The sequence below is a fragment of the Nonomuraea sp. NPDC049750 genome (assembly GCF_040659625.1).
GTDB lineage: Bacteria > Actinomycetota > Actinomycetes > Streptosporangiales > Streptosporangiaceae > Nonomuraea.
Genome location: NZ_JBFANB010000001.1, coordinates 261,223 through 282,916 on the forward strand (window position 1 = coordinate 261,223; position 21,694 = coordinate 282,916).

Here is a 21,694-nt window from a genome sequence, read left to right on the forward strand (position 1 = left end):
TGCCGCAGAACTACACGCATGGGGGATGTGACCCCGGAGCGCCAGGGAAAGCCTGGAAAAGCGTGTGAGCCACCTGGAAATCGGGCTGCTCGTCGGCCTCTTCGTCTTCGCGCTCACCGCCATCGCCATGATTCTCTGTGGCCTGCTCTGGGGAGCGGTCGCGGAAGAACTGCTCGCGAGCATCAATCGCTAGGGGGAGCCGCAATGCGCGCTCAGCGGCGAGCTCCAGCAGGCCGACGACGACGTGATCGACGCGGACTTCACCGAGGTCAAATGAACGCCTACGAACAGCACCTAGAGGAGGCCCCGGAGGCGGCCGCGAAAATCGCGGAGCCGGAGGACCGCCGCCTCCGCGCGGTCGCCGAGCTGGACAATCTCCGCGAGCGCATCGCCCGCGACGCCGAGCGGGTGCGGGAGTGATGGCCGACCGCCGGGACTTCTACGAGGTGCTCGGCGTGGACAGGAACGCCGACGCCGACGAGATCCAGCGGGCCTACCGCAAGCTCGTACGCAAGTACCATCCCGACGTCAACAAGAACCCCGGGGCGGAGGACCGGTTCAAGGAGATCTCGGAGGCGTACTCCGTGCTCTCCGACCCCCAGACGCGCCGCAGGTATGACGCCTTCGGGCATGATTTCCGCCAGGTGCCGCCCGATGTGGACCCCGAGGAGTGGTCCCGCGGCAGGGCACGCGCCGGAGCCGGGGCACGGGCCGGCGGCGGTCAGCGGCGCTCCGCGCGTGCCGAGGACTTCGGGTTCGGCGCCGACGTCGACCTCGAGGCCATGCTCGGAGGCATGTTCGGCGGCCGCGGCAGGCGCGGCTGGGGACCCGTGCCCGGCGCCGACCAGGAGGCGGAACTGTCTCTGACGGTCGAGGAGGCGTACCAGGGCGGGCGGCGCACGATCACGCTGCCCGGCGGCAGGAGGCTCGACGTCACGATCCCCAAGGGGGTCACCAACGGCCAGCGCATCAGGCTCGCCGGTCAGGGCGGCCAGGGGAGCGGAGACGCGCCACCGGGCGATATATACCTGATCGTGCGGATCGCCGAGCATCCCCGCTACCGCGTGGAGGGCCGCGATCTGCACACCACGCTGCCGCTCGCTCCCTGGGAGGCCGCGCTGGGCGCCACGGTGGCCATCGACACGCCGGGCGGCGAGGCGAAGCTGAAGGTGCCGCCGGGCACCTCGTCGGGCCGCCGCCTTCGGCTGCGCGGGCGCGGCATGCCCGCCCAGCGTGGTCCGGCCGGAGACCTGTTCGCCGAGGTCCGGATCCTGGTGCCGCCCCGGCTCAGCGAGGAGGAGCGCCGGCTGTTCGAACAGCTCGCCGCCGTCTCGACCTTCGATCCGAGGCGACACTAAGACGACACTAAGGGGACTGCAGTGGACCCGAACCGGATGACGCAGAAATCGCAGGAGGCCCTGCACGACGCCCAGACCAAGGCGCTGCGCCATGGGCACACCGAAATCGACGGTGAGCACCTCCTGCTGGCCCTGCTCGACCAGCCGGACGGGCTCGCGCCCCGGCTGCTGATCCAGGCGGGAGCCGACCCTGACGGCCTGCGCGCGGACCTGGAGAACGAGCTGTCGCGCCGCCCCAAGGTCAGCGGCCAGGGTGCCGCGCCCGGCCAGGTCTTCGTCACTCAACGCCTGTCGCGCCTGCTCGACACCGCGGAGCGCGAGGCCAAACGGCTCAAGGACGAGTACGTCTCGGTCGAGCACCTGCTGCTGGCCCTGATCGAGGAGGGCTCCTCGACGGCCGCCGGACGCCTGCTGCACGACCGGGGCCTGACCAGGGACGGGTTCCTGCAGTCGCTCACCGCCATCCGCGGCAACCAGCGGGTCACCTCCGCCATGCCCGAGGTGACCTACGAGGCACTGGAGAAGTACGGGCGCGACCTGGTCTCCGAGGCCCGCGCGGACAAGCTCGACCCGGTCATCGGCCGCGACACGGAGATCCGCCGGGTGATCCAGATCCTCTCCCGCAAGACCAAGAACAACCCCGTCCTGATCGGCGACCCCGGCGTCGGCAAGACCGCCATCGTCGAAGGGCTCGCCCAGCGCATCACCAGCGGCGACGTCCCCGAGGGGCTGCGCGACAAAACCGTCTTCAGCCTGGACATGGGCTCACTCGTGGCCGGCGCCAAGTACCGCGGCGAGTTCGAGGAGCGGCTCAAGGCCGTGCTGAACGAGGTCAAGGCGGCGGAGGGCCGGATCCTGCTGTTCGTGGACGAACTGCACACCGTGGTCGGAGCCGGGGCGACCGAGGGCGCGATGGACGCCGGCAACATGCTCAAGCCGATGCTCGCCCGCGGCGAACTGCACATGATCGGCGCGACCACGGTCCAGGAGTACCGGCAGCACATCGAGAAGGACGCGGCCCTGGAGCGCAGGTTCCAGCCCGTCCTGGTGGACGAGCCGTCCGAAGAGGACGCGATATCGATCCTGCGCGGACTGCGCGAGCGGCTGGAGATCTTCCACGGCGTGAAGATCCAGGACAGCGCCATCGTCGCCGCGGTGACGTTGAGCCACCGCTACATCGCCGACCGGTTCCTGCCGGACAAGGCGATCGACCTGGTCGACGAGGCGTGCGCGATGATCCGTACCGAGATCGACTCCATGCCGGCCGAGCTCGACGAGCTCACCCGGCGGGTGATGCGGCTGGAGATCGAGGAGGCCGCGCTGGCCATGGAGGACGACCCCGCCAGCCAGGCCCGCCTCGCCGACCTGCGCAAGGAGCTGGCCGACCTGCGCGCCGAAGCCGACGCGATGCGGGCGCAGTGGGAGGCCGAGCGCGCGGCCCTGCGCAAGGTCCAGGCCCTGCGCCAGGAGCTGGAGGCCGTACGCCGGGAGACCGAGCAGGCCGAACGCGACTACGACCTCAACCGCGCCGCCGAGCTGCGCCACGGCAAACTCCCCGAGCTGGAACGCCGCCTGCAGGCGGAGGAGGAGCAGCTGGCCCTGCGCCAGAGCGGCCGAAGACTGCTGCGCGAGGTCGTGACCGAGGACGAGATCGCCGACATCGTCTCCCGCTGGACCGGCATCCCGGTCACCCGCCTGAAGGAGGGCGAGCGCGAGAAGCTGCTGCGCCTGGACGAGATTCTGCACGAGCGGGTCATCGGCCAGGAGGAGGCCGTACGGCTGGTGGCCGACGCGGTCATCCGCGCCCGCTCCGGCATCAAGGATCCGCGGCGGCCCGTCGGGTCGTTCCTGTTCCTCGGACCGACCGGCGTAGGCAAGACCGAGCTGGCCAGGACACTCGCCGCCACGCTGTTCGACACCGAGGACAACATGGTCCGCATCGACATGAGCGAGTACCAGGAGCGGCACACGGTCAGTCGCCTGGTCGGCGCCCCTCCCGGCTACATCGGGTACGAGGAGGGCGGCCAGCTCACGGAGGCGGTGCGGCGCAAGCCGTACTCGGTGGTCCTCTTTGACGAGGTGGAGAAGGCGCACGCGGACGTGTTCAACACGTTCCTGCAGGTCCTGGACGACGGGCGGCTGACGGATGCGCAGGGCCGTACGGTCGACTTCCGCAACACCGTGGTCATCATGACCTCCAACATCGGCTCGCAGTACCTGCTCGACGGGGTCACCTCCGACGGCGAGATCAAGCCGGAGGCCCGCGACCGGGTCATGAACGAGCTGCGCACGCATTTCCGGCCCGAGTTCCTCAACAGGGTCGACGACATCGTGCTGTTCAAGCCGCTGACCGAGGCCCAGATCGAGCGGATCGTGGACCTGATGTTCAACGACGTCAGGCAGCGGCTGGCCGACCGGCGGCTCACGCTGCGGGTCACCGACCAGGCGCTCAAGCTCATCGCCAACCAGGGCTACGACCCCGTGTACGGGGCCCGGCCGCTGCGCCGGTTCATCGCCCGCGAGGTCGAGACCAGGATCGGGCGGGCACTGCTGGCCGGAGACGTCCCCGACGGCTCGACCGTGACGGTGGACGTCGACCACGGCGAGCTGAGCGTCACCTTCGCCGGATCGGAGAGCTGACATGATCTCGACCACCGTCGCCTGCTCGAACTGCGGCAAACGGAACAGGGTCCCGGCCGCGGCCGACGGCGTGCCCCAATGCGGGAACTGCCACCGGCCGCTGCCGTGGATCGCCGAGGCGGGCGACGACACGTTCGCCGAGGTCGCCGAGCGTGCCGGCCCGCCGGTCATCGTCGACTTCTGGGCGGACTGGTGCGGGCCGTGCCGGATGGTCACGCCCGCACTCGAACAGATCTCCCAGGACCTGGCCGGCCGCGTCAAACTCGTCAAAGTCGACGTGGACCGGTCGCCCCGCCTGTCCGAGCGCTTCACGATCAAGCACATTCCGACGCTCATGGTGATGGTCCGCGGCGAGGTCGTCGCCCAGCGGGCGGGCGCCTCGCCCGCCCACGAGCTGCGCCGATGGGTCGAGGACGCGGTCAGGGCGCGCACATGACGCCGGTTCCCGAGACGCCGGATCTATACGGCGCCTTCCCCCGGCTGAGCGAGGCGCAGCTCGCCGAGCTCTCGCCCCACGGCGAGCGCCGGGCCGTCTCGCTCGGCGACGTCCTGTTCAGGGAGGGGGAGCCCACCACGGAGTTCATCGTCGTGCTGAGCGGCAAGGTGGCCATGGTCGAGGGGCACGGCAGCGGCCCGGACGAGAAGACGATCGCCGTCCAAGGCCCGGGCCGCTTCCTCGGCGAGCTCAGCCTGCTCACCGGCCAAGCGGCATTCCTGACCGCCGTCGTCCAGGAGCCAGGCGAGGTGCTGGCCGTCCCGGCCGACGAAGTGCGCACGCTCGTGGCGCAGGACCAGGCGCTCGGCGACCTCATCCTGCGGGCCTACCTGGCCCGGCGGTCCCTGCTGATCGGGCTGGGCACCGGCTTCCGCATCATCGGCTCCCGCTATTCGGCGGACTGCAAGCGGCTGCGCGAGTTCGCCGCCCGCAACAGGGTGCCGCACCGGTGGATCGACCTGGAGCAAGACGAGGAGGCGAACGCGCTGCTGCGCGAGCTACGCATCCCGCCCGCGGACACCCCAGTGGTGATCTGGCGCGGCGACAAGGTCCTGCGCAACCCGACCGTCGCCGAGCTGGCGAAGGCGATCGGCCTGCCCGCCCCGGTGCCCGGCGACGGCGTCTGCGACCTGGTCGTCGTGGGCGCCGGCCCGGCCGGCCTGGCCGCCGCCGTGTACGGGGCCTCGGAAGGGCTGACGACCGTCGTACTCGACGCCGTGGCCGCAGGCGGCCAGGCCGGCACCTCCTCCCGCATCGAGAACTACCTCGGCTTCCCCTCCGGCATCTCGGGCGCCGAGCTCGCCGAGCGCGCCGTCATCCAGGCGCGGAAGTTCGGCGCGGCGCTGACCGTCCCGGCCGAGGCGACCGGCCTGCAGCCGGACGACGGCTTCTACGGCGTCCTCGTCGAGGACGGCAACACCATCAAGGGCCACGCCGTGATCATCGCCACCGGCGCCCGCTACCGGAAGCTCGACGTCCCCGAGCTGGAGAAGTACGAGGGATCCGGCGTCTACTACGCGGCGACGCCCTTCGAGCTGCGCATGTGCAGCGACTCGCCGGTGGTCATCGTCGGCGGCGGCAACTCCGCCGGTCAGGCGGCACTCTACCTGGCCAGGAACGCCTCGTCGGTGCGCGTGCTCGTACGCGGCGACGACGTGCGCGCCAGCATGTCCCACTACCTCGCCGACGAGCTCGACCGCGCGCCCGGCATCGAGATCATGCTCAACACCGAGGTACGCCGGCTCATCGGCGACGGCACGCTGACCGGCGTCCGCGTCCACAACCGGCGCACAGGGGAGTCCCTGGAGATCGCCACCAGGGCGATGTTCGTCTTCATCGGCGCCGACCCACACACCAAGTGGCTGGAGGGTGCCGTGCCGCTCGACGACCGCGGCTTCGTCATCACGGGACGGCGCACCACCTGGAACGCACTGCTTCCCCTGGAGACCGACCACCTGGGCGTCTTCGCCGTGGGCGACGTCCGCAGCGGATCGGTCAAGCGGGTCGCCTCCGCGGTAGGGGAGGGCGCCATGGCCGTACGCCTGATGTACGAACGGTTCACCACCACAGAAAATCGACAGAGAAGACGGTGATCCACATGCCGGTCATGGCACACTCCAGGTTCGAGCGCTTCTTCCGCGCCGCCGCGGGACTCAACGTGGACAAGAACGACCTCAAGCGCTTCAACGACTTCGTCAACCGCAAGCTGTACGACATGCTCGTCGTCGCCGAAGCCGCGGCCAAGGAGAACAGGCGCGACATCATCCAGCCATGGGACCTGCCCATCACCAAGGGCCTGCAGGAGAACATGCACGGCTTCCGCGACCTCGACGAGGAGCTGGAGCTGACGCCGATTTTGGAGCAGCTCACCGCGCTGCCACCGCTCGACCTGTCGCTCAGCGTGGACGCCGAGGCCCGGCTGCCGGCCGTGGCCGGCGGGCTGTCCATGGCGCTCGCCCAAGCGTTCAAGATCGTCGAACCCGATCTCAAGAACCCCTCCAGCGAGCACTGGGAGCGCATGACCCGGCTGTTCGGCCTGCTCCTGTGAGCGTGACGCGGCGGGGCGAGCGACGGATACTCTCCTGAGAGAGTGCCCTGCTCCGGCAACGGCCCGCGAGCAAGGTCAGTGCGAGAGCCGGCAGGAGTGATCTTCGCATAGCGTCCCGTCGTCGAAGGGCTTCTGACCGACGACTGTGATCGATTCGCCATAACCAGGGCGTAACCACCTGGCTTCTATCGGCAAATCCGTACTCTGACCTGCGCGTTAGAGGCTAGAGCGCCGCACAGGACACGACCGTTGCAAGCTGGCGATCAACCGTAGAGGTCGTCAAGGGTGATCAGGCGCACGTCGCTCCCTGGTTCGGCGCCGAGTCCCCGGGTGAAGCCGGCGCCCGAATAGCACGTGAGCACCGTATCGCGGGTGTCGTACCCCTTTGCAGTGAGCAGATCGCGCGCGCGCCGGAGCCGGGCCACATGCTCGGCTCCCATGACTCTGTCCCACTTGACCTCGCCCAGTGAGAGAACCCGTCGCGGGCGTCCGTGATCCGCGGGCGCCAGAACAGCGACATCGACCTCGATCTGCGTGCGGTTGGCGGGATCGGGCACGACTCCACTCCCCACCTCACCAGCCGCGGTATCGGCATGCAAGGCGTACTCGCGGCAGAGCACCGCGACATGGGGGCCGACGACCTGCGACAGGAAGCGTGCCCTGCTGCCCCGCCACACCGTCGCCGCGTCCCCGCGCTCCAACCGCGCCCATTCCCTGACCATGATCGCCTGGTAGAACGTGATGAGCGGTTCGGCCACCCGGTAGTAGCCGCGGTTCGGCCGGAAGAGATCGCGCTCTTTGACCAGGAGATGGCTGTCTTCCAGGACACGGAGCGGGTGCGCGATCTCGTTGGACTTCCGCCCCACGTAGCCGGCGATTCCCCCTGACGTCGTGTTGCCGTCGGCGACGGCGGCAAGGACGGAGTGGTAGAGCGACGGGTCGCGGATCTCCGTCTCTTCCGCCAACAGGTAGCGGGCCTCCCTGAACAACGGGACCTCGGCGTTCAACACGGATCTGATCACCCAGCCGTCGAAATCCGCCGGCCCGGCCGGGACATCGCCACGGACAAACTCGTTCCGGTAGGCCGGTGTCCCACCCACCACCGCGTGGATTTGGGCCGCCAGACGCGGGTCGCTGATCCCCCAAAAGCGGGCGGCCTGGCGGTAGTCGAAGGGCCTGATGACCATTTCCAGTCCCGCGCGTCCGCGTAGCGGAGCCGTACCGGACAACAAACCGCCCATCACTGACATCGCCGAACCGCAGAGCAGCACCCTGGCCGTGCTGGCGGCTCCGGAGCCGCCAGGACCCAACTCCCGCTGGATGATCGAGGGAAGCTCCGGGGATGCCTTGACAAGATACGGAAACTCATCAAAAACGACAGGCACCGCCCGATCGCGTACGACACCGAAGAGATAGGGGACGGCGTCGATCCAATCGCGGAAGGCCGGAACAGGCGCGCCGGTGAATCTGATCAGTTCGTCCGCGAAGAGGCGCAACGCCACCGCCTCCGTCACCTCGAGCGCGGGGAAGTAGATGCCGCCCATGCTGCTCGCCAAGGCCTGCAGGAGATAACTCTTCCCTTGGCGGCGGCGGCCGCTCACCACGCCGAGCCGAGCTCCCGGGCTCACGTCTGAAGCGAACGAGACCAGGCCCGCCCACTCTCGCTCACGGTCGAACACATGCTCGGGCTTCCGCATATGTCGAAGTATACTTGACCGAACTATAGTTGACTCAAATGTACTTCACTGGACACGGCAGTTCCGAGCTGGCTGAGCTCAATCGACGTGGGAATGTCTCTGCTCTAGGTAGTCGTTGAGCTGCCGCCACTGAGTCGGATGAATGTCCAGCGTGTGCAACTCGCCCGGCTCGACCCACCGCACGTCGCTCGCCTCATCGTTGGCCTCGGGCCGACCGCCGACCGGACGAGCGATCAGCATGACCTCGTACTCCTGGCGAACCTCCCCGTCCGCGTAGGCCACGATGTGGCCGGGGTCGGAGTAGATCCCGAGAATGCCGACCGGCTCGACACGAACACCGGTCTCCTCCTCGGTCTCCCGCACGGCGCACTGCGAGGGCGTCTCGCCGATCTCCATCTTGCCCATCGGCAACGCCCATTGGCCGGTGTCCCGTCGGCACTGCATGAGGATGCGACCCGCGTCGTCCACAGTGACCGTCCCGCAGGCCGGCACCAGGCTGTTCGCCTTCGGGGCGTTCGGGTCATTCCAGTACTCGACTCGTCCCATGTGGGATGCCTCTCAGATCTCCGTGCCGGACCGCGGAACGGCTCCGGCCCAGACTCGCTCTCAGGTGACTTGATCTCCGTTGAGGACGTGCATCATCCACTCCAGCGATCCCGTGCTGAGCACCTCGTCCGCGAGGCGCTTAGCGGACGCCGTCCGCAGCGCGGCGAGCGAGCTGTCGATCCACGGTTGGACGTTCTGGTGGCCCTGCTCGCGGTATTCGACGGCCTGGATCAGGCATTCGAGCTTGTCGGCGTCGCGGGCGCAGACGGCTTCGAGGCTGCTCTTCTCCTCGTACTCACCGACCGCGCCGCCCACCATCTCCGCGACCGGCTCCGGAACGCCGCGTACCTGGTCGGCGGTGACCTCCTCGTTCGGCGCCGCTTTCAGATAACGCTTGCCGATGTAGGGGATGTCGGTGACGCGGGTCTCCTGGGTGTCGTGGAACAGGCTCAGGAACGCCGCACGCTCAGGATTGCCACCTTCCAGGGCCGTGATCACACTCGCGATGATCGCCGTTCGGAAGGAGTGATCGGCGATGCTCTCGGGATCCCGTACTCCCGCGACCAGCCAGCCCGTGCGCTTGTAACGCTTGAGCAGTCCGATCTCGTACAGCAGGCCCGTCAGCCTCGACAGTTCCTCCGCCATGGGAGTCCCCTCTCACCCTCGGTGGATCATGCGCAGAGCGTAGATGGCCGCCTCCAGTTCGCGCTGGGACTGCGGTGACGCGATGGCCTCGTCCAGCGTACGGATTGGCGAGGTGATCACTTCAGGGCGGTCACATCCACGGACGTGACCGAAGGCGGGAGCACTGGCCCACATCTCGCATGCCTGGGAAGATATGTTGGTCGGTATGACCGCTCAGCCTGTGGAGCCCGTTGCGCCTCGTGATCCAGGTGAGGATCCGGCCGCGATTTTCGAGGTGCTTCCGCCGTCGCACCGTACCCGGTTCCGGGCGGAGTACCACGAGGCTTTGGAGGCCGCGCACGACTTGGCCCGCTTCAAGCAGGTGCAGACGCTGTTGCGTCAGTGGCGCCTGCGTGCAATCGCTTACGCCCGTCCGGGCTACGAGGAGGCCGTCCGGGACGCTCTCCAGAACCGTACGGAGATGTTCACTCGCTACACCCCGCCGGAGTGGGCCTGTACCGGCCCGAAGTCACCATTTGTGGGCTTGCGAGCCTCGGCGTAGTGCGCGGGATCGGCCTTGATTCTGGCAGTGGCCCGCCAGCCCGCGATGACCTCCCGGGTGGTGGCATCGACATCCAGCTCGGCCGCGTCGGAAAGCGCTTCAACCAGTTCCAGAGTGAAGGCACGCAGTTCGTCCGAGGACAGGTGGCGAACCCACGGGAAGACCTCCGGCATGGCTATGACCAGCGCACGCGCGGTGGGATCATGCTTGATCAAGGCAAGGAACAGCCGGGACGCGGTAGCCAGCGTCCGCTCACGCTCCTCCTCACGGTCCGCCGCAGTCAGGTAGAAGTCCGGAGCATCCCGATGCGTGACACGCACACGTCCCAGGCGTGCCGCACGCTCGGCAACCGCTCGGGGATTTCTCGACAAGTCAGAAAATGTCACTGCGTCGGCATGGCTGGTGCTCACGCCATGAGCGTATGTCAGAACACGTTCTGATGCGAGCGATCCGACCGACCCCTACGCCAGAACGCCCGGTCGAGCGGCCGTCCCACGTACCGGACAGACCGCCTTCGCTATCCGACGGAGCGATCAGCTCGACATTGCGCAGGCTAGCCCGCTTGGCCCCATCGCTTCGGCGCAGACCGCCGACGACCCTGGAGCGGCAAAGTCGACAGCCACGACATCGTCCCCGACTCCGAGCCCGTCCACGCAGGCAGATAAGGATGCTGCCCGAATCCGAGCGGCCAACGCCTCCATTCGCGAGGACACCAGCGCCGGAAGGAATTCCTCCTCACCGGCCAAGGTCACCTCGTCCCGCCCCTGCGAGGAGGTGAAGAAGCAGCTGAGCAGTCTGCGGGCCAAGGGCGTGGACAAGGTCATGTGCACCCGCCCGCCCAAGCTGAAGCTCGCCGTAGAGGAGCCTCCGGGCGCCGTGCCCCCGGGCGTGCCCAGCTGGTGCAAGGACGAGACCGCTGGATGGTACGGCCAGACCCGTTTCAACCAGTGCTTCTGGCAGATCGACAGTGTTGTATGGATCGTCGTCAACACCGGTGAGGTCGTCGGCGGCATGGACTTCACCCACTACGTCGACGTTGTCAGCGTGTGGAACGAGGGCGCGCTCATCTACGGCGAGCACATCTATCCACACAACGAGTGGGGCGAATGGGTGCCCACTACGCAGATCAGTTTCGGCGGACACTGCAACCCCGACTGTACGCAAGTGGCCGCCAGCGGCCCCAAGCCGCTGCAGCTTCGCACGTGGCTGCAGTTCAACGCGACTCTCAAGGTCAACGTTCCCACCCTTACGAAGGAGAACATCAGCCTCGACTCACAGCTCACCTGGGCCACCCCCAACAGCGGCGACTTCGACAAGGCCGAGTACGTCACTGACGGCCCCATCGATCTGCGCTGCGACAACGGCCTGCTCAAGGGCAAGGACACCATGGGCTGTGTCTTCTCCGACACCTGGCCTACTCTTACCTACAAGCGCAGCGAGGTCGAGGATATCGCCGGCCACATCAGCCGCGCCCAGGCAAGGGGCAACCCTGGCGCGGTGGGCGACGTTCCACTCACCCGCATGTACAACGACGACGATGCGGAGCAGAATCGCACCGATGCGTGCAGCTTCCTCACCGGTTCGCCCCCGGCCGGGGCAAACTGTGACGAGTATCCGATGGCACACACCTATCAGGGCGCGTACACCGGCGGCGGCGACTACCCCGACGACTTCTCTGTCGAATGGGTGGACGCCACCCAGAACAGCAAGGCTGGCGGCCTCTATAGTGACTTCGCTGCTCAGCAACGGCTGCTGAATAGGGACGCATTCTTTGTCTTTCCCGACATGAATCACTAACCCAGAAAGAGCCTCCTCCCCATGACCGGCGCACCTTCGCCCCATCGGGCAGAAGTCAGGCTGTCTTACCACCAGATCCAGCTTCTGGACTCGACCGAGCTGGGCCCAGAGTTTCCGGCAAGGTTCGACAACGGCCTGATCGCGGTGGACGATGAGCCGGACGGTGCGACGATCCTTACTGGCATCGCACAGGGTGTCGTAGAGGTCGAGGTGCAGCTGACCGAGGGGCCTCCACCTCTCGACCTTGACAGCTGGGAGGAGATCGTCGAGGTCTCCATCGAATCCACTAGCGGATCACTGGTCGTTTGCGGCTCGATGGGGATCTCCCCCACCTACCGAACCTTGCCTGGCAGGGGGCGGGCTTCTACCGGCTACGGGTGCACGCGCGAGGGCGAGACACCAAGCCGGACGGCGTGGCCAGCACCCCGGTCGAGCAGTACCTGATCACCTCATGGCGGGCGGAACCCCAGCCGGACATGCCCTTCAAGTACGCTGACATGTTCGGCGTGGAGGTCCGCCAACGCAGATAGGCACCTAGTTAGTCGGCGTAGGCCCGTAGCGCCGCCAGGACGACCTGTGCGGTACTGGCGTTGCCGTCGCGGGCTCGGATGTGCCCGAGCAGGGCGTTCACCTGGTCGTGCTCAGCGGCGGTCAACGTGATGAGCAGGTCGGCCGTCATGCGACCTTCGGGCGGGGCGGCGGGGAGTCGTCGTCCTCGCCCAGGTCGTCCTCATCTTCCTCGTCGTCAAGGTCGGTGCGCGGCCGCGACCGCGACCGCTCCTCCCGGCCGTCGTCGTCCGCCTGGGCGGCACGTGGGCTGGCTGGCGCATCGCCGACGATTGCGATACCGCTATCGAGGTCGGCGAGCAAGTCGTTCAGGTCCTCGTCGGACCAGCCGGTGCCGTCGAGGCCGCGCAGCAGCTCGGAAAGGACCCGGTCGTCATACCCTCCGAACTCAGCGGTGCGATTGTCCGCGAGCATGATCCGGGTTGCCGCGTCGTCGTCAACGTCGATGACCAGGGCAGGCACCTGCTCCAGGCCGTTGGCCTTCGCTCCGTGCCAGCGGTGCTCACCGACGATGATCCGCATCCGCGGCTGCTGGACCAGGACCGTGCCGTAGAAGCCTTCTTCGCGATCGACTCGGCGATCACATCCACGTCGCCCTGGTGGGGGTTGTCAGGGTGCGGCTCAAGGTCGCCGACCGGCACCATGCGGTAGGTCTGGGAAACGATGGCGGGCAAGACACCTCCGGAACGAGGAAAGGATGGGTTGAACAAGTGGTGCCGGACGCAGCTCGGCGGTCTCGCTGGGCTGAGCGGCCGCCGCGTCGCGACGTTTCGCGACCTGGAGTTCTGCACGATGCTACTGAGCTGAGCGTCACGGAAGCGGCCCAGCGAGGGGTTGCCCGCCTGGTGGCTGATGCGGAGCAGGGGACCGACCTGGTGGTCACCCGTCGACATCAGCCGGTGGCGGCCGTGGTGAGCATCCGACGGCTCAACGAGTTGGAGGAGGCGGCGGCCGATCTGCGTGATTTGGCGCTTGTACTTGCCCGGTCGGTCGCGGATACGGGAGACGGTTCCAGATTGGCTTGCGGGCCGGTTGATCTACACGGTGGAGATGGCCCGTGAGGACGTTGCCGCTCTTGGTCTCCAAGAGGCCGTCGACCTGTGGGCTGACTACCGGTCGAAGCCAAGTTAGCTCGCACATCTATTGCCTGAGGCGGAGCACTGCCTGCTGCTCTGGGCGGTGCCCAGTGAGCGGGCGCGGGTCTAGTGATGGGCTGGGCTCTGGGGTGGCAGGGTGGCCGTCACGATCAGGCCGCCGCCCTCCCGGGGGCGGGCCGAGACCTCGCCGCCGTGCGCGAGGGCGATCGAGCGCACGATGGACAGCCCCAGCCCCGCGCTCTTCGCCGTCACCACGCGTTCGGGGCCGAGCCGGCGGAAGGGCTTGAACAGCGTCGGGATCTCGTACGGCGGCACGGCGGGCCCGGTGTTGCTGACCTCCACCTCGACGCGGCCGTCATACGCGATGCGGCTGACGGCCCGCACCCAGCCGGTGCCGTCGTCGATGTTGTGCCGGATCCCGTTCTCGACCAGATTGTGCACCAGCCGTTCGAGCAGCAGCGCGTCCCCGCTGGTCGGCGCGGGACCGGCCGCCTCGTGCAGGGTGATCTTCGACTCCGTGGCCTCGGCGGTGGCCTGCGCGACCACGTGGCTCACCACGTCGGCCAGATCCACGGGTGACCGATCACCGATCTCGTGCTCGGCGCGGGCCAGGAGCAGCAGCCCGGAGATGAGCCGCTCGTGCCGAGCGTTGATCTCCAGCAGGCTCTCGCCGAGCTGCTTGACGTCGGCCGAGGCCGTACGGCGGTGCATGGCCAGCTCGACCAGCGCGCGGTTCAGCGTCAGCGGGGTGCGCAGCTCGTGCGAGGCGTTGGCGACGAACCTGCGCTGCCCGTCGAAGGAGTGGTCCAGCCGTTCGACCATGGTGTCGAAGGTGTCGGCCAGCTCCTTCACCTCGTCGGCCGGGCCGTTCAGCGCGATCCGCTCGTGCAGGCCGCGCTCGGCGACCGGGGCGGCCGCGATCCGCCGCGCGGTCTCGGTCACCTGGCGGAGCGGGGTGAGCACCCGTCCGGCGACCAGCCACCCCACACCCGACGCCGCGCCGCCGACCACGACCAGCGCGATCGCGCCCTGGGTGAGCAGCGAGGTGGTCGCGGCTCCGCGCAGCAGGCTCTGCTGCTGCTTCATCCAGTTCATGGCCCTGTCGCCGTCCAGCGAGCCCGTGTTGGTGTCCAGCGAGCCGGGGCCTCCGCCTCTGACGATGATGGATACCGTCTTTTGCTCGAGCTGCTGGTTGAACAGCAAGTACGTGACGCCGAGCAGCGTCAGTCCCGCGACGAAGAACAGCGTGCCGTACACAAGGGTGAGCCTGCTGCGGAGCGTGGGAGTGGTCATGAAATCTGGTACCCCACTCCCGGCACGGTCTCCACGACCGGCGGCTCGCCGAGCTTGCGGCGCAGCTTGAGGATGGTCAGGCGGACCGCGCTGGTGAACGGGTCGGCGTGCTCGTCCCACGCCTTCTCCAGCAGGTGCTCGGCGGGCACCACACCCCCGTCGGCGAGCAGCAGCTCGGCCAGCACGGCGAACTCCTTCTTCGACAGCGGCACGTACCTGCCGTTCCTGAACACCTCCCGCCGCGCGGGATCGAGGGTGATCCCCGCGCGCCGCAGCACCGGCGGCGCGGCCGGACGCGAGCGCCGACCGAGCGCCAGGACGCGGGCCGCGAGCTCGGGGAACGCGAACGGCTTGGCCAGGTAGTCGTCGGCGCCGAGGGAGAGCCCGGTCACCCGGTCGCCGATCTCGGCGGCGGCGGTGAGCATCAGCACCCGCGCGGTCGACTCGGACTCGACCAGCTCCCGGCAGACATCGTCACCATGGACGAGCGGCAGGTCACGGTCCAGGACGACCACGTCGTAGTCGTTGACCGCGATGCGCTCCAACGCCGCCTCCCCGTCGTGCGCGGTGTCGACCGCGTGCGTCTCCTCGCGCAGCCACTCGGCTATCGCGTCGGCGAGCATGCGCTCGTCCTCGACCACCAGCACCCGCATCGCGCCCTCGTCCCCTTCGGTCATGTACTGGGGCGATCGTGCCGGGTGCGCTGTTTGTTCGGCGTTAGCACCCGTGACTCCTCCGCCCCGTGAACGGGGTGGCTTCTCGCTACGCCGCGCGGGCGTCGCGGAGGACCAGCCCGGCCCTCTTGATGTTGCTCGCCCCGACCACGTCCGCGTTGGCGGCGTGCCCGCAGGTGACGCAGATGAAGCCAGCCTGGATGGTGCGATTCTCCTCTGACACGTGCCCGCATTCGGGGCAGGTGCGGGAGGTGTTGCGGGGATTCACCGCGATCACGTCCCGACCGGCGCTTTCAGCCTTGTTGGTCAAGATCGAGAGGAACACCCCCCAACCCGTGTCCAGGATGCTGTTGTTCAGTCCAGCCTTCGCCGCTGACCCGTTGGGCAGGAATCCGCGCGCCTGCTCCAGGTCAGGTTTCACCGCGGGGCTCTTGGTCATGTTCGCGATGTGCAGGTCCTCGACCGCGATCACGTCGGCCGCGCGGACCAGGCCAAGCGCGGTCTTGTGCGCGTGGTCGGTGCGCCTGCGGGCCACCTTGCGGTGGATCTGCCCGATCTTCTTGGCAGCCCTCTTCCTGCGGGTGCTGCCGCATCTGGTGCCGGCGTAGGCCCGTTGCGCGGCGGCCAGTTCCTTCTCCACGGTCTTGAGGTAGCGGGGGTTGGCGATATGCCCGCACTCGTCGGTAACGCCGTCGAGCGGCTCGCTCACGGTCGCGAAGTGCGCGACGCCCATGTCCACCCCAACCTCGCGGCCGGTCGCAGGCAACGGCACGGCAGGCACGCCGTCGCAGGAGCAGATCACATACCAGTGGGAGCCTTCCCGTTTGATCTCGATCTGCTTAACCCGCCCGGCGATCGGCCGGTGCTGGTGCACCCGCAGGTGCCCGACGCCCTGCACGCGCAGGTAGGTCGCGGACGGGTGGTGAGGCTGGGAGTCCCATCTCGCGCCGTCGCCCTCGACCAGCGTGACGGTGTCGAACCAGCCCCTGCCCTTGAACCGGGGATAGCCAGGTGTCTGGCCGGTCTTGACCCGGCGGAAGAACGCCTCGAACGCCTTGTTCAGCCGCCGGAGGGTCTGTTGCTGGCTGGTGAACGACCAACGGCCCTGACCCTCGGGGTCAGCATCACGGATCTCCTTCAACTGGGCGGACTGATCGCTGTACCGGATCGAGACCCTTGACCGCCGCCACGCTTCCCGGCGTTCCTCCAGCGCGGCGTTGTACAACGCCCGGTGATCGTCCAGCATCGCCGTCAGAGCGATCTCCTGGTGCCGGGTCGGCCGCAGCAGGAACTTGAACGACCTACGCACCCTCGCCCCCGCTCTTGGCCTTGGGGACGCGCTCGTACTGGGTCTCGATGTACCGCTGGACCGTGGCTGCGCTGACCGCTCCCACACTCGCCACAAAGTAGGAACGCGACCACAAGGTCGGCAACTGGGAGCGCAGATGCGGGAACTCGGCCCGCAGATGATGGGAGGTGTAGCCCTTGAACTGGTTGGCCACGTACGACGGGGAGTTCTTCGGATGCGCCTTGACGAACAGCTGCACGTGGTCGGGCATCACCTCCAAGGCGATGATCTCCCAGCCGTGCTCAGCGGCCTTGGCACGCAGCAGTTCCTCCAGACGGGCCTTGACCCGGCCGCCCAGGACAGGCCGCCGATACTTGGGACACCACACCACCTGGTAGCCCAAGTCATAGGCCGCACCGGGGGAAGTACGCACCTGACGAGACACACGATCAGTATAACCAACGCGCTCTTATAACATCAGCGTTCACCAGAACCGGCACCAGCCTGCGACACAAGGCACGTTCAGGCGCCAGAACGCCTTCCCGCTCGGCATTCCCCCGCTCTCTGAAGCGAGCGGTCCCCTGCCTTCGACCTGATGGAAACGCCGGGGAAACAGCGTGCGCTGTTGGCTCTCGTCTCGTACAGCCGATCAGAGAAAGAGGAGACCATGAGACGACGAGGCATTCTGGCCGCGATCCCGCTCGCGCTGACGCTGGCCCTGGCGGGCTGCGGCGCGAACGACCCGGCGGGCTCCGACGTGGCATCGGTGAGCAGCGGCAAACCCGCCGCCGCCCCCAGCGCCTCGGCCAGTGTGGACCGGGCGGGGATGGGGCTCAAGTTCGCCCAGTGCATGCGCGAGAACGGCGTCCCCATGGACGACCCCGAGCCCGGCAAGGGGGTCATGCTCAAGATGGACAAGAGCATCTCCCCGGAAACGGCGCAGAAGGCGCAGGAGGCCTGCAAGCAGTACGCGCCGAACGGCGGTGGACCGGGCGGGAAGGTGGACCCCAAGATGGCCGAGCAGATGCGCAAGTTCTCCCAGTGCATGCGGGACAACGGCGTCGAGGCCTTCCCCGACCCTGACGGCGGCGCGCTGCGCATGACCGGTGAGGCCGGCGACGACCCGGACTTCAAGGCCGCGCAGGAGAAGTGCTCGAAGGAGTTCCTGCCCCAGATGGGCCAGGGCGGCTCCTGATGTCCACGGCCACCCTCGACGACAAGGCGGCAGCGGGCGGGGATCGCCCGCGCCGCCGCCGCGGTCGCGGCAGGCGGGTCGCGGGTCTGCTTCTCGCGCTCGCCGTCATCGGTACGGCCGGCGCGGCCGTGAACGGTATGGGCCTCCTGGGCGGCGACCGGGCGGCGGGCAAGACGGCCAGCGCCCTGCCGCCCGCCACCACCACGGTGACCAGGCAGACACTGCTCGACACGCGGGAGGCCGACGGGGACCTTGGCTACGGACCGACCACCACGGTGGTGAGCAGGAAGCCGGGCACGGTCACCTGGCTGCCGGACAGCGGTGACACGGTCGGCAGGGGCAAGTCCCTGTACCGGCTCGACGCCAAGCCGGTGGTGCTGATGTACGGCACCACGCCCGCCTACCGCGACCTGCGGATCGGCACTGAAGGCAAGGACGTCGAGCAGCTCGAACGCAACCTCAAGGCCCTCGGCTACGACGGCTTCACCGTGGACGACGAGTACACCGACTCCACGGCCGACGCGGTCAGAGAGTGGCAGGAGGACCGCAACCTCGACGAGACCGGCGTCGTCGAGCTCGGCCGGGTCGTCTTCGCCGCCGGCAAGGTACGTGTGGACAGCCTGGAGGCCGAGGCCGGCCAGCCCACCGCGCCGGGCCAGAAGGTGCTCTCCTACACCGGCACCGACAAGGTGATCACCGTCAAGCTGGAGACGAAGGACGGGCGGGTGGCGAAGAAGGGCGCCAAGGTGTCGGTCAAGCTGCCCGACGGCAAGACCGTGTCCGGCAAGGTCACCGAGGTCGCCACCATCATCGAACCGGGCGAGGGGCAGGGCGCGGAGCCCGAGACGCGGGTGGAGGCGCTCGTCTCCCTCGGTAAGCAGCGGGCCGCCAAGGGGCTCGACCAGGCCGCGGTGGACGTGACGTTCACGGCGTCGAAGCGCAAGAACGTGCTGACCGTGCCGATCGCCGCGCTCGTGGCGCTCCAGGAAGGCGGGTACGGCGTGGAGGTCGTCGAAGGCGGCAAGTCCCGATATGTCGGTGTGAAGACGGGTCTGTTCTCCGGCGGCCGGGTCGAGATCTCCGGCGATGGCCTCACCGAGGGCATGAGCGTCGGGATGCCCCGATGATCTCTCCTTCGCCGACCTCTTATTCGATGATCTCCCTAACTGATGTCACCCGCTCCTATCCCGGCGGGGTCACCGCGCTGGACAAGGTGTCTCTGGAGATCGAGCGCGGCGAGCTCGTCGCGATCGTCGGCCCGTCGGGCTCGGGCAAGTCGACGATGCTCAACGTCGTCGGCACGCTCGACCGCCCGTCCTCGGGAACCGTCCGCATCGACGGCTACGACGTGGCGAAACTGTCGGACGGCCGGCTCTCCGCGCTGCGGGCCACCCGCATCGGCTTCGTCTTCCAGCACTTCCACCTCGCCGCAAAGGTCCCGGCGATCGACAACGTGGCCGACGGCCTCGTCTACACCGGCATCGGGCGCGCCGAGCGGCGGCGGCGGGCCGCGACCGCGCTGGAGCGGGTCGGGCTCGGGCACCGCCTCGACCACGAGCCGCACGAGCTGTCCGGCGGTGAGCGGCAGCGCGTGGCCATCGCCAGGGCCGTGGCGGGTGATCCCCCGCTCCTCCTGGCCGACGAGCCGACCGGCGCCCTGGACTCCGTCTCGGGCACCGGGGTGATGGACCTGCTGCACGACCTGAACGCGGCCGGCACCACCATCGTGATCATCACGCACGACCGGGAGATCGCCGCGAGCCTGCCCCGGCAGGTACGGATGCGCGACGGCCAGATCGTCGCCGACTCCGCGGCCGAAGAGAGAGTGGCCTGATGGCGGCCGTCGTCGAGCACGCGGGACTGCCGAAGCTCACCCCGGCCAGGATGCGGGCGGGCGATGTGCTGCGGGTCGGCGCCGTCGGCCTGCGGACCCGCCCGCTGCGGGCCTTTCTGTCCGCGCTCGGCATCGCCATCGGCATCGCGGCCATGATCGGCGTGGTCGGCATCTCGTCCTCGTCGGGAGCCGAGCTGGACCGTACGCTCTCGGCTCTCGGCACCAACCTGCTCACCGTCTCCTCCGGGCAGACGCTGATGGGTGAGCCGGCCAAGATGCCGGTCGAGGCGGAGGCGATGATCGAGCGGATCGGGCCGGTCCAGGCCGTCTCGGCGGCCGGGAAGGTCAGCGCGGCCAAGGTCTACCGGTCGGAGGAGGTGCCCAAGGCGCAGACCAGCGGCATCAACACCTACGCCGCCCGGCTCGACCTGCCGGCCACGGTGGGCGCGACCCTGCGCAGCGGCACCTGGCTCAACGCGGCCACCCAGCGCTACCCGGCCGCGGTGCTCGGGGCGAGCGCGGCCCAGCGGCTCGGCGTGGGCGCGGCGGGGCCGGAAACCCAGGTGGTCGTGGGCGGCAAGCGGTTCACGGTCGTCGGCGTACTCGACCCGGTGCCGCTCGCCGACGAGCTGGACACCGCGGTGCTGGTCGGCTGGCCCGTCGCGGAGGCGGAGCTGGACTTCGACGGGTACCCGACGACCCTCTACACCCGCGCGGAGGAGTCGAAGCTGGAGAACGTACGCTCGGTGCTGGCGGGCACGGCCAATCCGGAGGCGCCCAACGAGGTCGACGTCTCGCGGCCGTCCGACGCGCTGGCCGCCAAGCAGGCGACCAGCCAGGCGTTCACCGGGCTGCTGCTGGGCGTCGGCGCGGTCGCGCTGCTGGTCGGCGGGGTCGGGGTGGCCAACACCATGGTCATCTCGGTGCTCGAACGACGCTCGGAGATCGGCCTGCGCCGCTCGCTCGGCGCGACGCGCGGGCAGATCCGTACGCAGTTCCTCGCCGAGTCGCTGCTGCTCTCGGCGCTCGGCGGTGCGGGCGGGGTGCTCCTCGGCACCGGCGTCACCATGGGGTACGCGCTGTACCAGGGATGGCCCGCGGTGATCCCCGCGTGGGCGACGGCCGGCGGGCTCGCGGCCACCCTGGCTATCGGCGCCGTCGCCGGACTGTACCCGGCGATCCGCGCCTCCCGCCTCTCCCCGACCGAGGCACTCGCCACACCCTGACCCGCCACACCCTGACCCGCCCGTGCGATCAGCACGGCGCGGGTCAGCGCTGTGTAGGCAGTCCGGCGGCGAGGGCGGCGAGCATGCGCCTCATCGTGGGCTGGAATGGCAGGCAGCGAGCCGCGATGTCGGGGTCCTGGGCGTAGAGCTCCCGCAGGGCGGGCGGCGGGTTCGACATCGGGAAGAGCGTGCCCGCCAGCGCTGCGGCCGCCCCTGCCAGCTCGACCCCCTCACCGGTGGTCAGGCCGGGGTAGGCCAGGGCGACGCGCGCTCCCAGGTCGTCGATCGCACTGTGCACGGCGCGCTTGAAGGCACGGGCCGCCGGGACCGAGATGTTGTGCTCCAGCGTGATCGACACGTGGCCCAGCAGGTCGCAGAAGAGCGTCCGCTCGGCCAGCGTGTCGATCAGCGCGGCGATCACGTCGTCCGGACCGGCGGCCGTGGCGAGCCGGGCGGCGACCTCGTCCGACCAGCCGATCCACTCCTCGACGGTGAGTTCGAGGTAGATCTCCTCCCGGGTCCCGAAATATCGCACCACGTTGGACTTCGCCAGTCCGACCGCCGCCGCGACCCCGCCCAAGCTGACGTTGCGAACCCCTGATTCGGTGGCAAGCCGACGAGCGGCGGCGAGGATCTCCTCGCGCCGCTGCTGCTTGTGCTCCGGGCGTCTGGCCCGGAGAAACGCCGACCTCGTCATGGTTGAGCCAAGCATACGAGCAAGATAAGGAAACATCGTCCTCTTGTTAAGATTAC

The 21,694-nt window shown here is 68.7% G+C and carries 26 protein-coding genes; 15 read left to right on the forward strand and 11 right to left on the reverse strand.

Translation table 11 applies throughout. The features are described 5' to 3' along the window. Nucleotides 1–64: 64 nt before the first annotated feature. From AB0J16_RS01240 to AB0J16_RS01270, 7 genes are all read left to right on the forward strand, one after another. Complete coding sequence (locus AB0J16_RS01240) at nucleotides 65–193, forward strand: hypothetical protein (protein ID WP_357939092.1); 129 nt, start codon at nucleotides 65–67, stop codon at nucleotides 191–193. Nucleotides 194–273: 80 nt separating this feature from the next. Further along, nucleotides 274–420, forward strand: coding sequence for a hypothetical protein (locus AB0J16_RS01245; RefSeq protein ID WP_358533159.1), 147 nt, complete (start codon nucleotides 274–276; stop codon nucleotides 418–420). Beyond that, nucleotides 420–1,358, forward strand: coding sequence for a DnaJ C-terminal domain-containing protein (locus AB0J16_RS01250; RefSeq protein ID WP_358533162.1), 939 nt, complete (start codon nucleotides 420–422; stop codon nucleotides 1,356–1,358). Before AB0J16_RS01245 ends, AB0J16_RS01250 begins: the two co-directional genes overlap by 1 nt. A 21-nt stretch (nucleotides 1,359–1,379) precedes the next feature. Continuing rightward, the gene (clpB, locus tag AB0J16_RS01255; RefSeq protein ID WP_358533165.1) at nucleotides 1,380–3,998 is read left to right on the forward strand and encodes an ATP-dependent chaperone ClpB; all 2,619 of its coding nucleotides are present in this window, start codon (nucleotides 1,380–1,382) and stop codon (nucleotides 3,996–3,998) included. Nucleotide 3,999: 1 nt separating this feature from the next. Continuing rightward, the gene (gene trxA, locus AB0J16_RS01260) at nucleotides 4,000–4,434 is read left to right on the forward strand and encodes a thioredoxin (RefSeq protein ID WP_358533168.1); all 435 of its coding nucleotides are present in this window, start codon (nucleotides 4,000–4,002) and stop codon (nucleotides 4,432–4,434) included. Next, nucleotides 4,431–6,086: an FAD-dependent oxidoreductase gene (locus tag AB0J16_RS01265; protein ID WP_358533171.1), complete on the forward strand. Its 1,656-nt coding sequence runs from the start codon at nucleotides 4,431–4,433 to the stop codon at nucleotides 6,084–6,086. The genes trxA and AB0J16_RS01265 overlap by 4 nt, the downstream gene beginning before the upstream one ends. A gap of 5 nt (nucleotides 6,087–6,091) precedes the next feature. After that, nucleotides 6,092–6,541, forward strand: a complete 450-nt coding sequence (locus AB0J16_RS01270) for a DUF1931 family protein (RefSeq protein WP_358533174.1) — start codon at nucleotides 6,092–6,094, stop codon at nucleotides 6,539–6,541. A 263-nt stretch (nucleotides 6,542–6,804) separates the two neighbouring features. Here the strand turns inward: AB0J16_RS01270 and AB0J16_RS01275 are convergent, their stop codons facing one another. The 3 genes from AB0J16_RS01275 to AB0J16_RS01285 all read right to left on the reverse strand — a co-directional run bounded on the left by AB0J16_RS01275 (nucleotide 6,805) and on the right by AB0J16_RS01285 (nucleotide 9,429). Then, nucleotides 6,805–8,085, reverse strand: a complete 1,281-nt coding sequence (locus tag AB0J16_RS01275) for an ATP-binding protein (RefSeq protein WP_358533177.1) — start codon at nucleotides 8,083–8,085, stop codon at nucleotides 6,805–6,807. A gap of 231 nt (nucleotides 8,086–8,316) precedes the next feature. Then, on the reverse strand, nucleotides 8,317–8,784 hold the full coding sequence (locus AB0J16_RS01280) for an NUDIX domain-containing protein (protein ID WP_358533180.1): 468 nt from the start codon (nucleotides 8,782–8,784) through the stop codon (nucleotides 8,317–8,319). Nucleotides 8,785–8,844: 60 nt separating this feature from the next. Continuing rightward, nucleotides 8,845–9,429 (reverse strand): HD domain-containing protein, encoded by a 585-nt coding sequence (locus AB0J16_RS01285; RefSeq protein WP_358533183.1) that lies wholly within the window; start codon nucleotides 9,427–9,429, stop codon nucleotides 8,845–8,847. Nucleotides 9,430–9,634: 205 nt separating this feature from the next. Here AB0J16_RS01285 and AB0J16_RS01290 point away from each other — a divergent pair, with 205 nt between their 5' ends. Further along, complete coding sequence (locus AB0J16_RS01290; RefSeq protein WP_358533186.1) at nucleotides 9,635–9,970, forward strand: DUF6247 family protein; 336 nt, start codon at nucleotides 9,635–9,637, stop codon at nucleotides 9,968–9,970. Here the strand turns inward: AB0J16_RS01290 and AB0J16_RS01295 are convergent. Next, nucleotides 9,901–10,380 (reverse strand): hypothetical protein, encoded by a 480-nt coding sequence (locus AB0J16_RS01295; RefSeq protein ID WP_358533189.1) that lies wholly within the window; start codon nucleotides 10,378–10,380, stop codon nucleotides 9,901–9,903. The two genes, AB0J16_RS01290 and AB0J16_RS01295, sit on opposite strands and share 70 nt — an antisense overlap. Nucleotides 10,381–10,744: 364 nt before the next feature. On the opposite strand from AB0J16_RS01295, the gene AB0J16_RS01300 reads away from it, so the two are divergent. Together AB0J16_RS01300 and AB0J16_RS01305 are read left to right on the forward strand one after the other, a co-directional pair. After that, the gene (locus tag AB0J16_RS01300; protein WP_358533191.1) at nucleotides 10,745–11,767 is read left to right on the forward strand and encodes a hypothetical protein; all 1,023 of its coding nucleotides are present in this window, start codon (nucleotides 10,745–10,747) and stop codon (nucleotides 11,765–11,767) included. Nucleotides 11,768–12,072: 305 nt separating this feature from the next. Next, nucleotides 12,073–12,297 (forward strand): hypothetical protein, encoded by a 225-nt coding sequence (locus AB0J16_RS01305; protein WP_358533193.1) that lies wholly within the window; start codon nucleotides 12,073–12,075, stop codon nucleotides 12,295–12,297. 8 nt (nucleotides 12,298–12,305) lie between these two features. Here the strand turns inward: AB0J16_RS01305 and AB0J16_RS01310 are convergent, their stop codons facing one another. Then, on the reverse strand, nucleotides 12,306–12,446 hold the full coding sequence (locus AB0J16_RS01310; RefSeq protein WP_358533196.1) for a hypothetical protein: 141 nt from the start codon (nucleotides 12,444–12,446) through the stop codon (nucleotides 12,306–12,308). Continuing rightward, nucleotides 12,443–12,874 (reverse strand): ParB N-terminal domain-containing protein, encoded by a 432-nt coding sequence (locus AB0J16_RS01315; protein WP_358534801.1) that lies wholly within the window; start codon nucleotides 12,872–12,874, stop codon nucleotides 12,443–12,445. Before AB0J16_RS01315 ends, AB0J16_RS01310 begins: the two co-directional genes overlap by 4 nt. Nucleotides 12,875–13,047: 173 nt before the next feature. On the opposite strand from AB0J16_RS01315, the gene AB0J16_RS01320 reads away from it, so the two are divergent. Then, nucleotides 13,048–13,395, forward strand: a complete 348-nt coding sequence (locus AB0J16_RS01320) for a type II toxin-antitoxin system prevent-host-death family antitoxin (protein WP_358534802.1) — start codon at nucleotides 13,048–13,050, stop codon at nucleotides 13,393–13,395. Nucleotides 13,396–13,536: 141 nt separating this feature from the next. Here the strand turns inward: AB0J16_RS01320 and AB0J16_RS01325 are convergent, their stop codons facing one another. The 4 genes from AB0J16_RS01325 to tnpA form a co-directional block, all read right to left on the reverse strand. Continuing rightward, a complete protein-coding gene (locus AB0J16_RS01325; RefSeq protein ID WP_358533199.1) occupies nucleotides 13,537–14,724 on the reverse strand; it encodes a HAMP domain-containing sensor histidine kinase in 1,188 nt (395 codons plus the stop codon). Further along, nucleotides 14,721–15,377, reverse strand: coding sequence for a response regulator transcription factor (locus AB0J16_RS01330; RefSeq protein WP_358534804.1), 657 nt, complete (start codon nucleotides 15,375–15,377; stop codon nucleotides 14,721–14,723). Before AB0J16_RS01330 ends, AB0J16_RS01325 begins: the two co-directional genes overlap by 4 nt. A 109-nt stretch (nucleotides 15,378–15,486) precedes the next feature. Continuing rightward, nucleotides 15,487–16,707 (reverse strand): transposase, encoded by a 1,221-nt coding sequence (locus tag AB0J16_RS01335; RefSeq protein WP_358533202.1) that lies wholly within the window; start codon nucleotides 16,705–16,707, stop codon nucleotides 15,487–15,489. Beyond that, a complete protein-coding gene (gene tnpA / locus AB0J16_RS01340; RefSeq protein ID WP_358533205.1) occupies nucleotides 16,700–17,131 on the reverse strand; it encodes an IS200/IS605 family transposase in 432 nt (143 codons plus the stop codon). The genes AB0J16_RS01335 and tnpA overlap by 8 nt, the downstream gene beginning before the upstream one ends. A gap of 222 nt (nucleotides 17,132–17,353) precedes the next feature. On the opposite strand from tnpA, the gene AB0J16_RS01345 reads away from it, so the two are divergent. From AB0J16_RS01345 to AB0J16_RS01360, 4 genes are read left to right on the forward strand one after another with little or no spacing between them, the layout of a single operon-like run. After that, nucleotides 17,354–17,881, forward strand: a complete 528-nt coding sequence (locus tag AB0J16_RS01345) for a hypothetical protein (RefSeq protein WP_358450827.1) — start codon at nucleotides 17,354–17,356, stop codon at nucleotides 17,879–17,881. Then, on the forward strand, nucleotides 17,881–19,008 hold the full coding sequence (locus AB0J16_RS01350) for a peptidoglycan-binding protein (RefSeq protein ID WP_358533208.1): 1,128 nt from the start codon (nucleotides 17,881–17,883) through the stop codon (nucleotides 19,006–19,008). The genes AB0J16_RS01345 and AB0J16_RS01350 overlap by 1 nt, the downstream gene beginning before the upstream one ends. A gap of 26 nt (nucleotides 19,009–19,034) precedes the next feature. After that, complete coding sequence (locus AB0J16_RS01355; RefSeq protein WP_358533211.1) at nucleotides 19,035–19,715, forward strand: ABC transporter ATP-binding protein; 681 nt, start codon at nucleotides 19,035–19,037, stop codon at nucleotides 19,713–19,715. Beyond that, nucleotides 19,715–20,941: an ABC transporter permease gene (locus AB0J16_RS01360; RefSeq protein WP_358533214.1), complete on the forward strand. Its 1,227-nt coding sequence runs from the start codon at nucleotides 19,715–19,717 to the stop codon at nucleotides 20,939–20,941. Before AB0J16_RS01355 ends, AB0J16_RS01360 begins: the two co-directional genes overlap by 1 nt. A gap of 43 nt (nucleotides 20,942–20,984) precedes the next feature. Here AB0J16_RS01360 and AB0J16_RS01365 read toward each other — a convergent pair whose 3' ends face one another. Then, complete coding sequence (locus tag AB0J16_RS01365) at nucleotides 20,985–21,638, reverse strand: TetR family transcriptional regulator (RefSeq protein WP_358533217.1); 654 nt, start codon at nucleotides 21,636–21,638, stop codon at nucleotides 20,985–20,987. Between the last annotated feature and the right edge of the window lie 56 nt (nucleotides 21,639–21,694).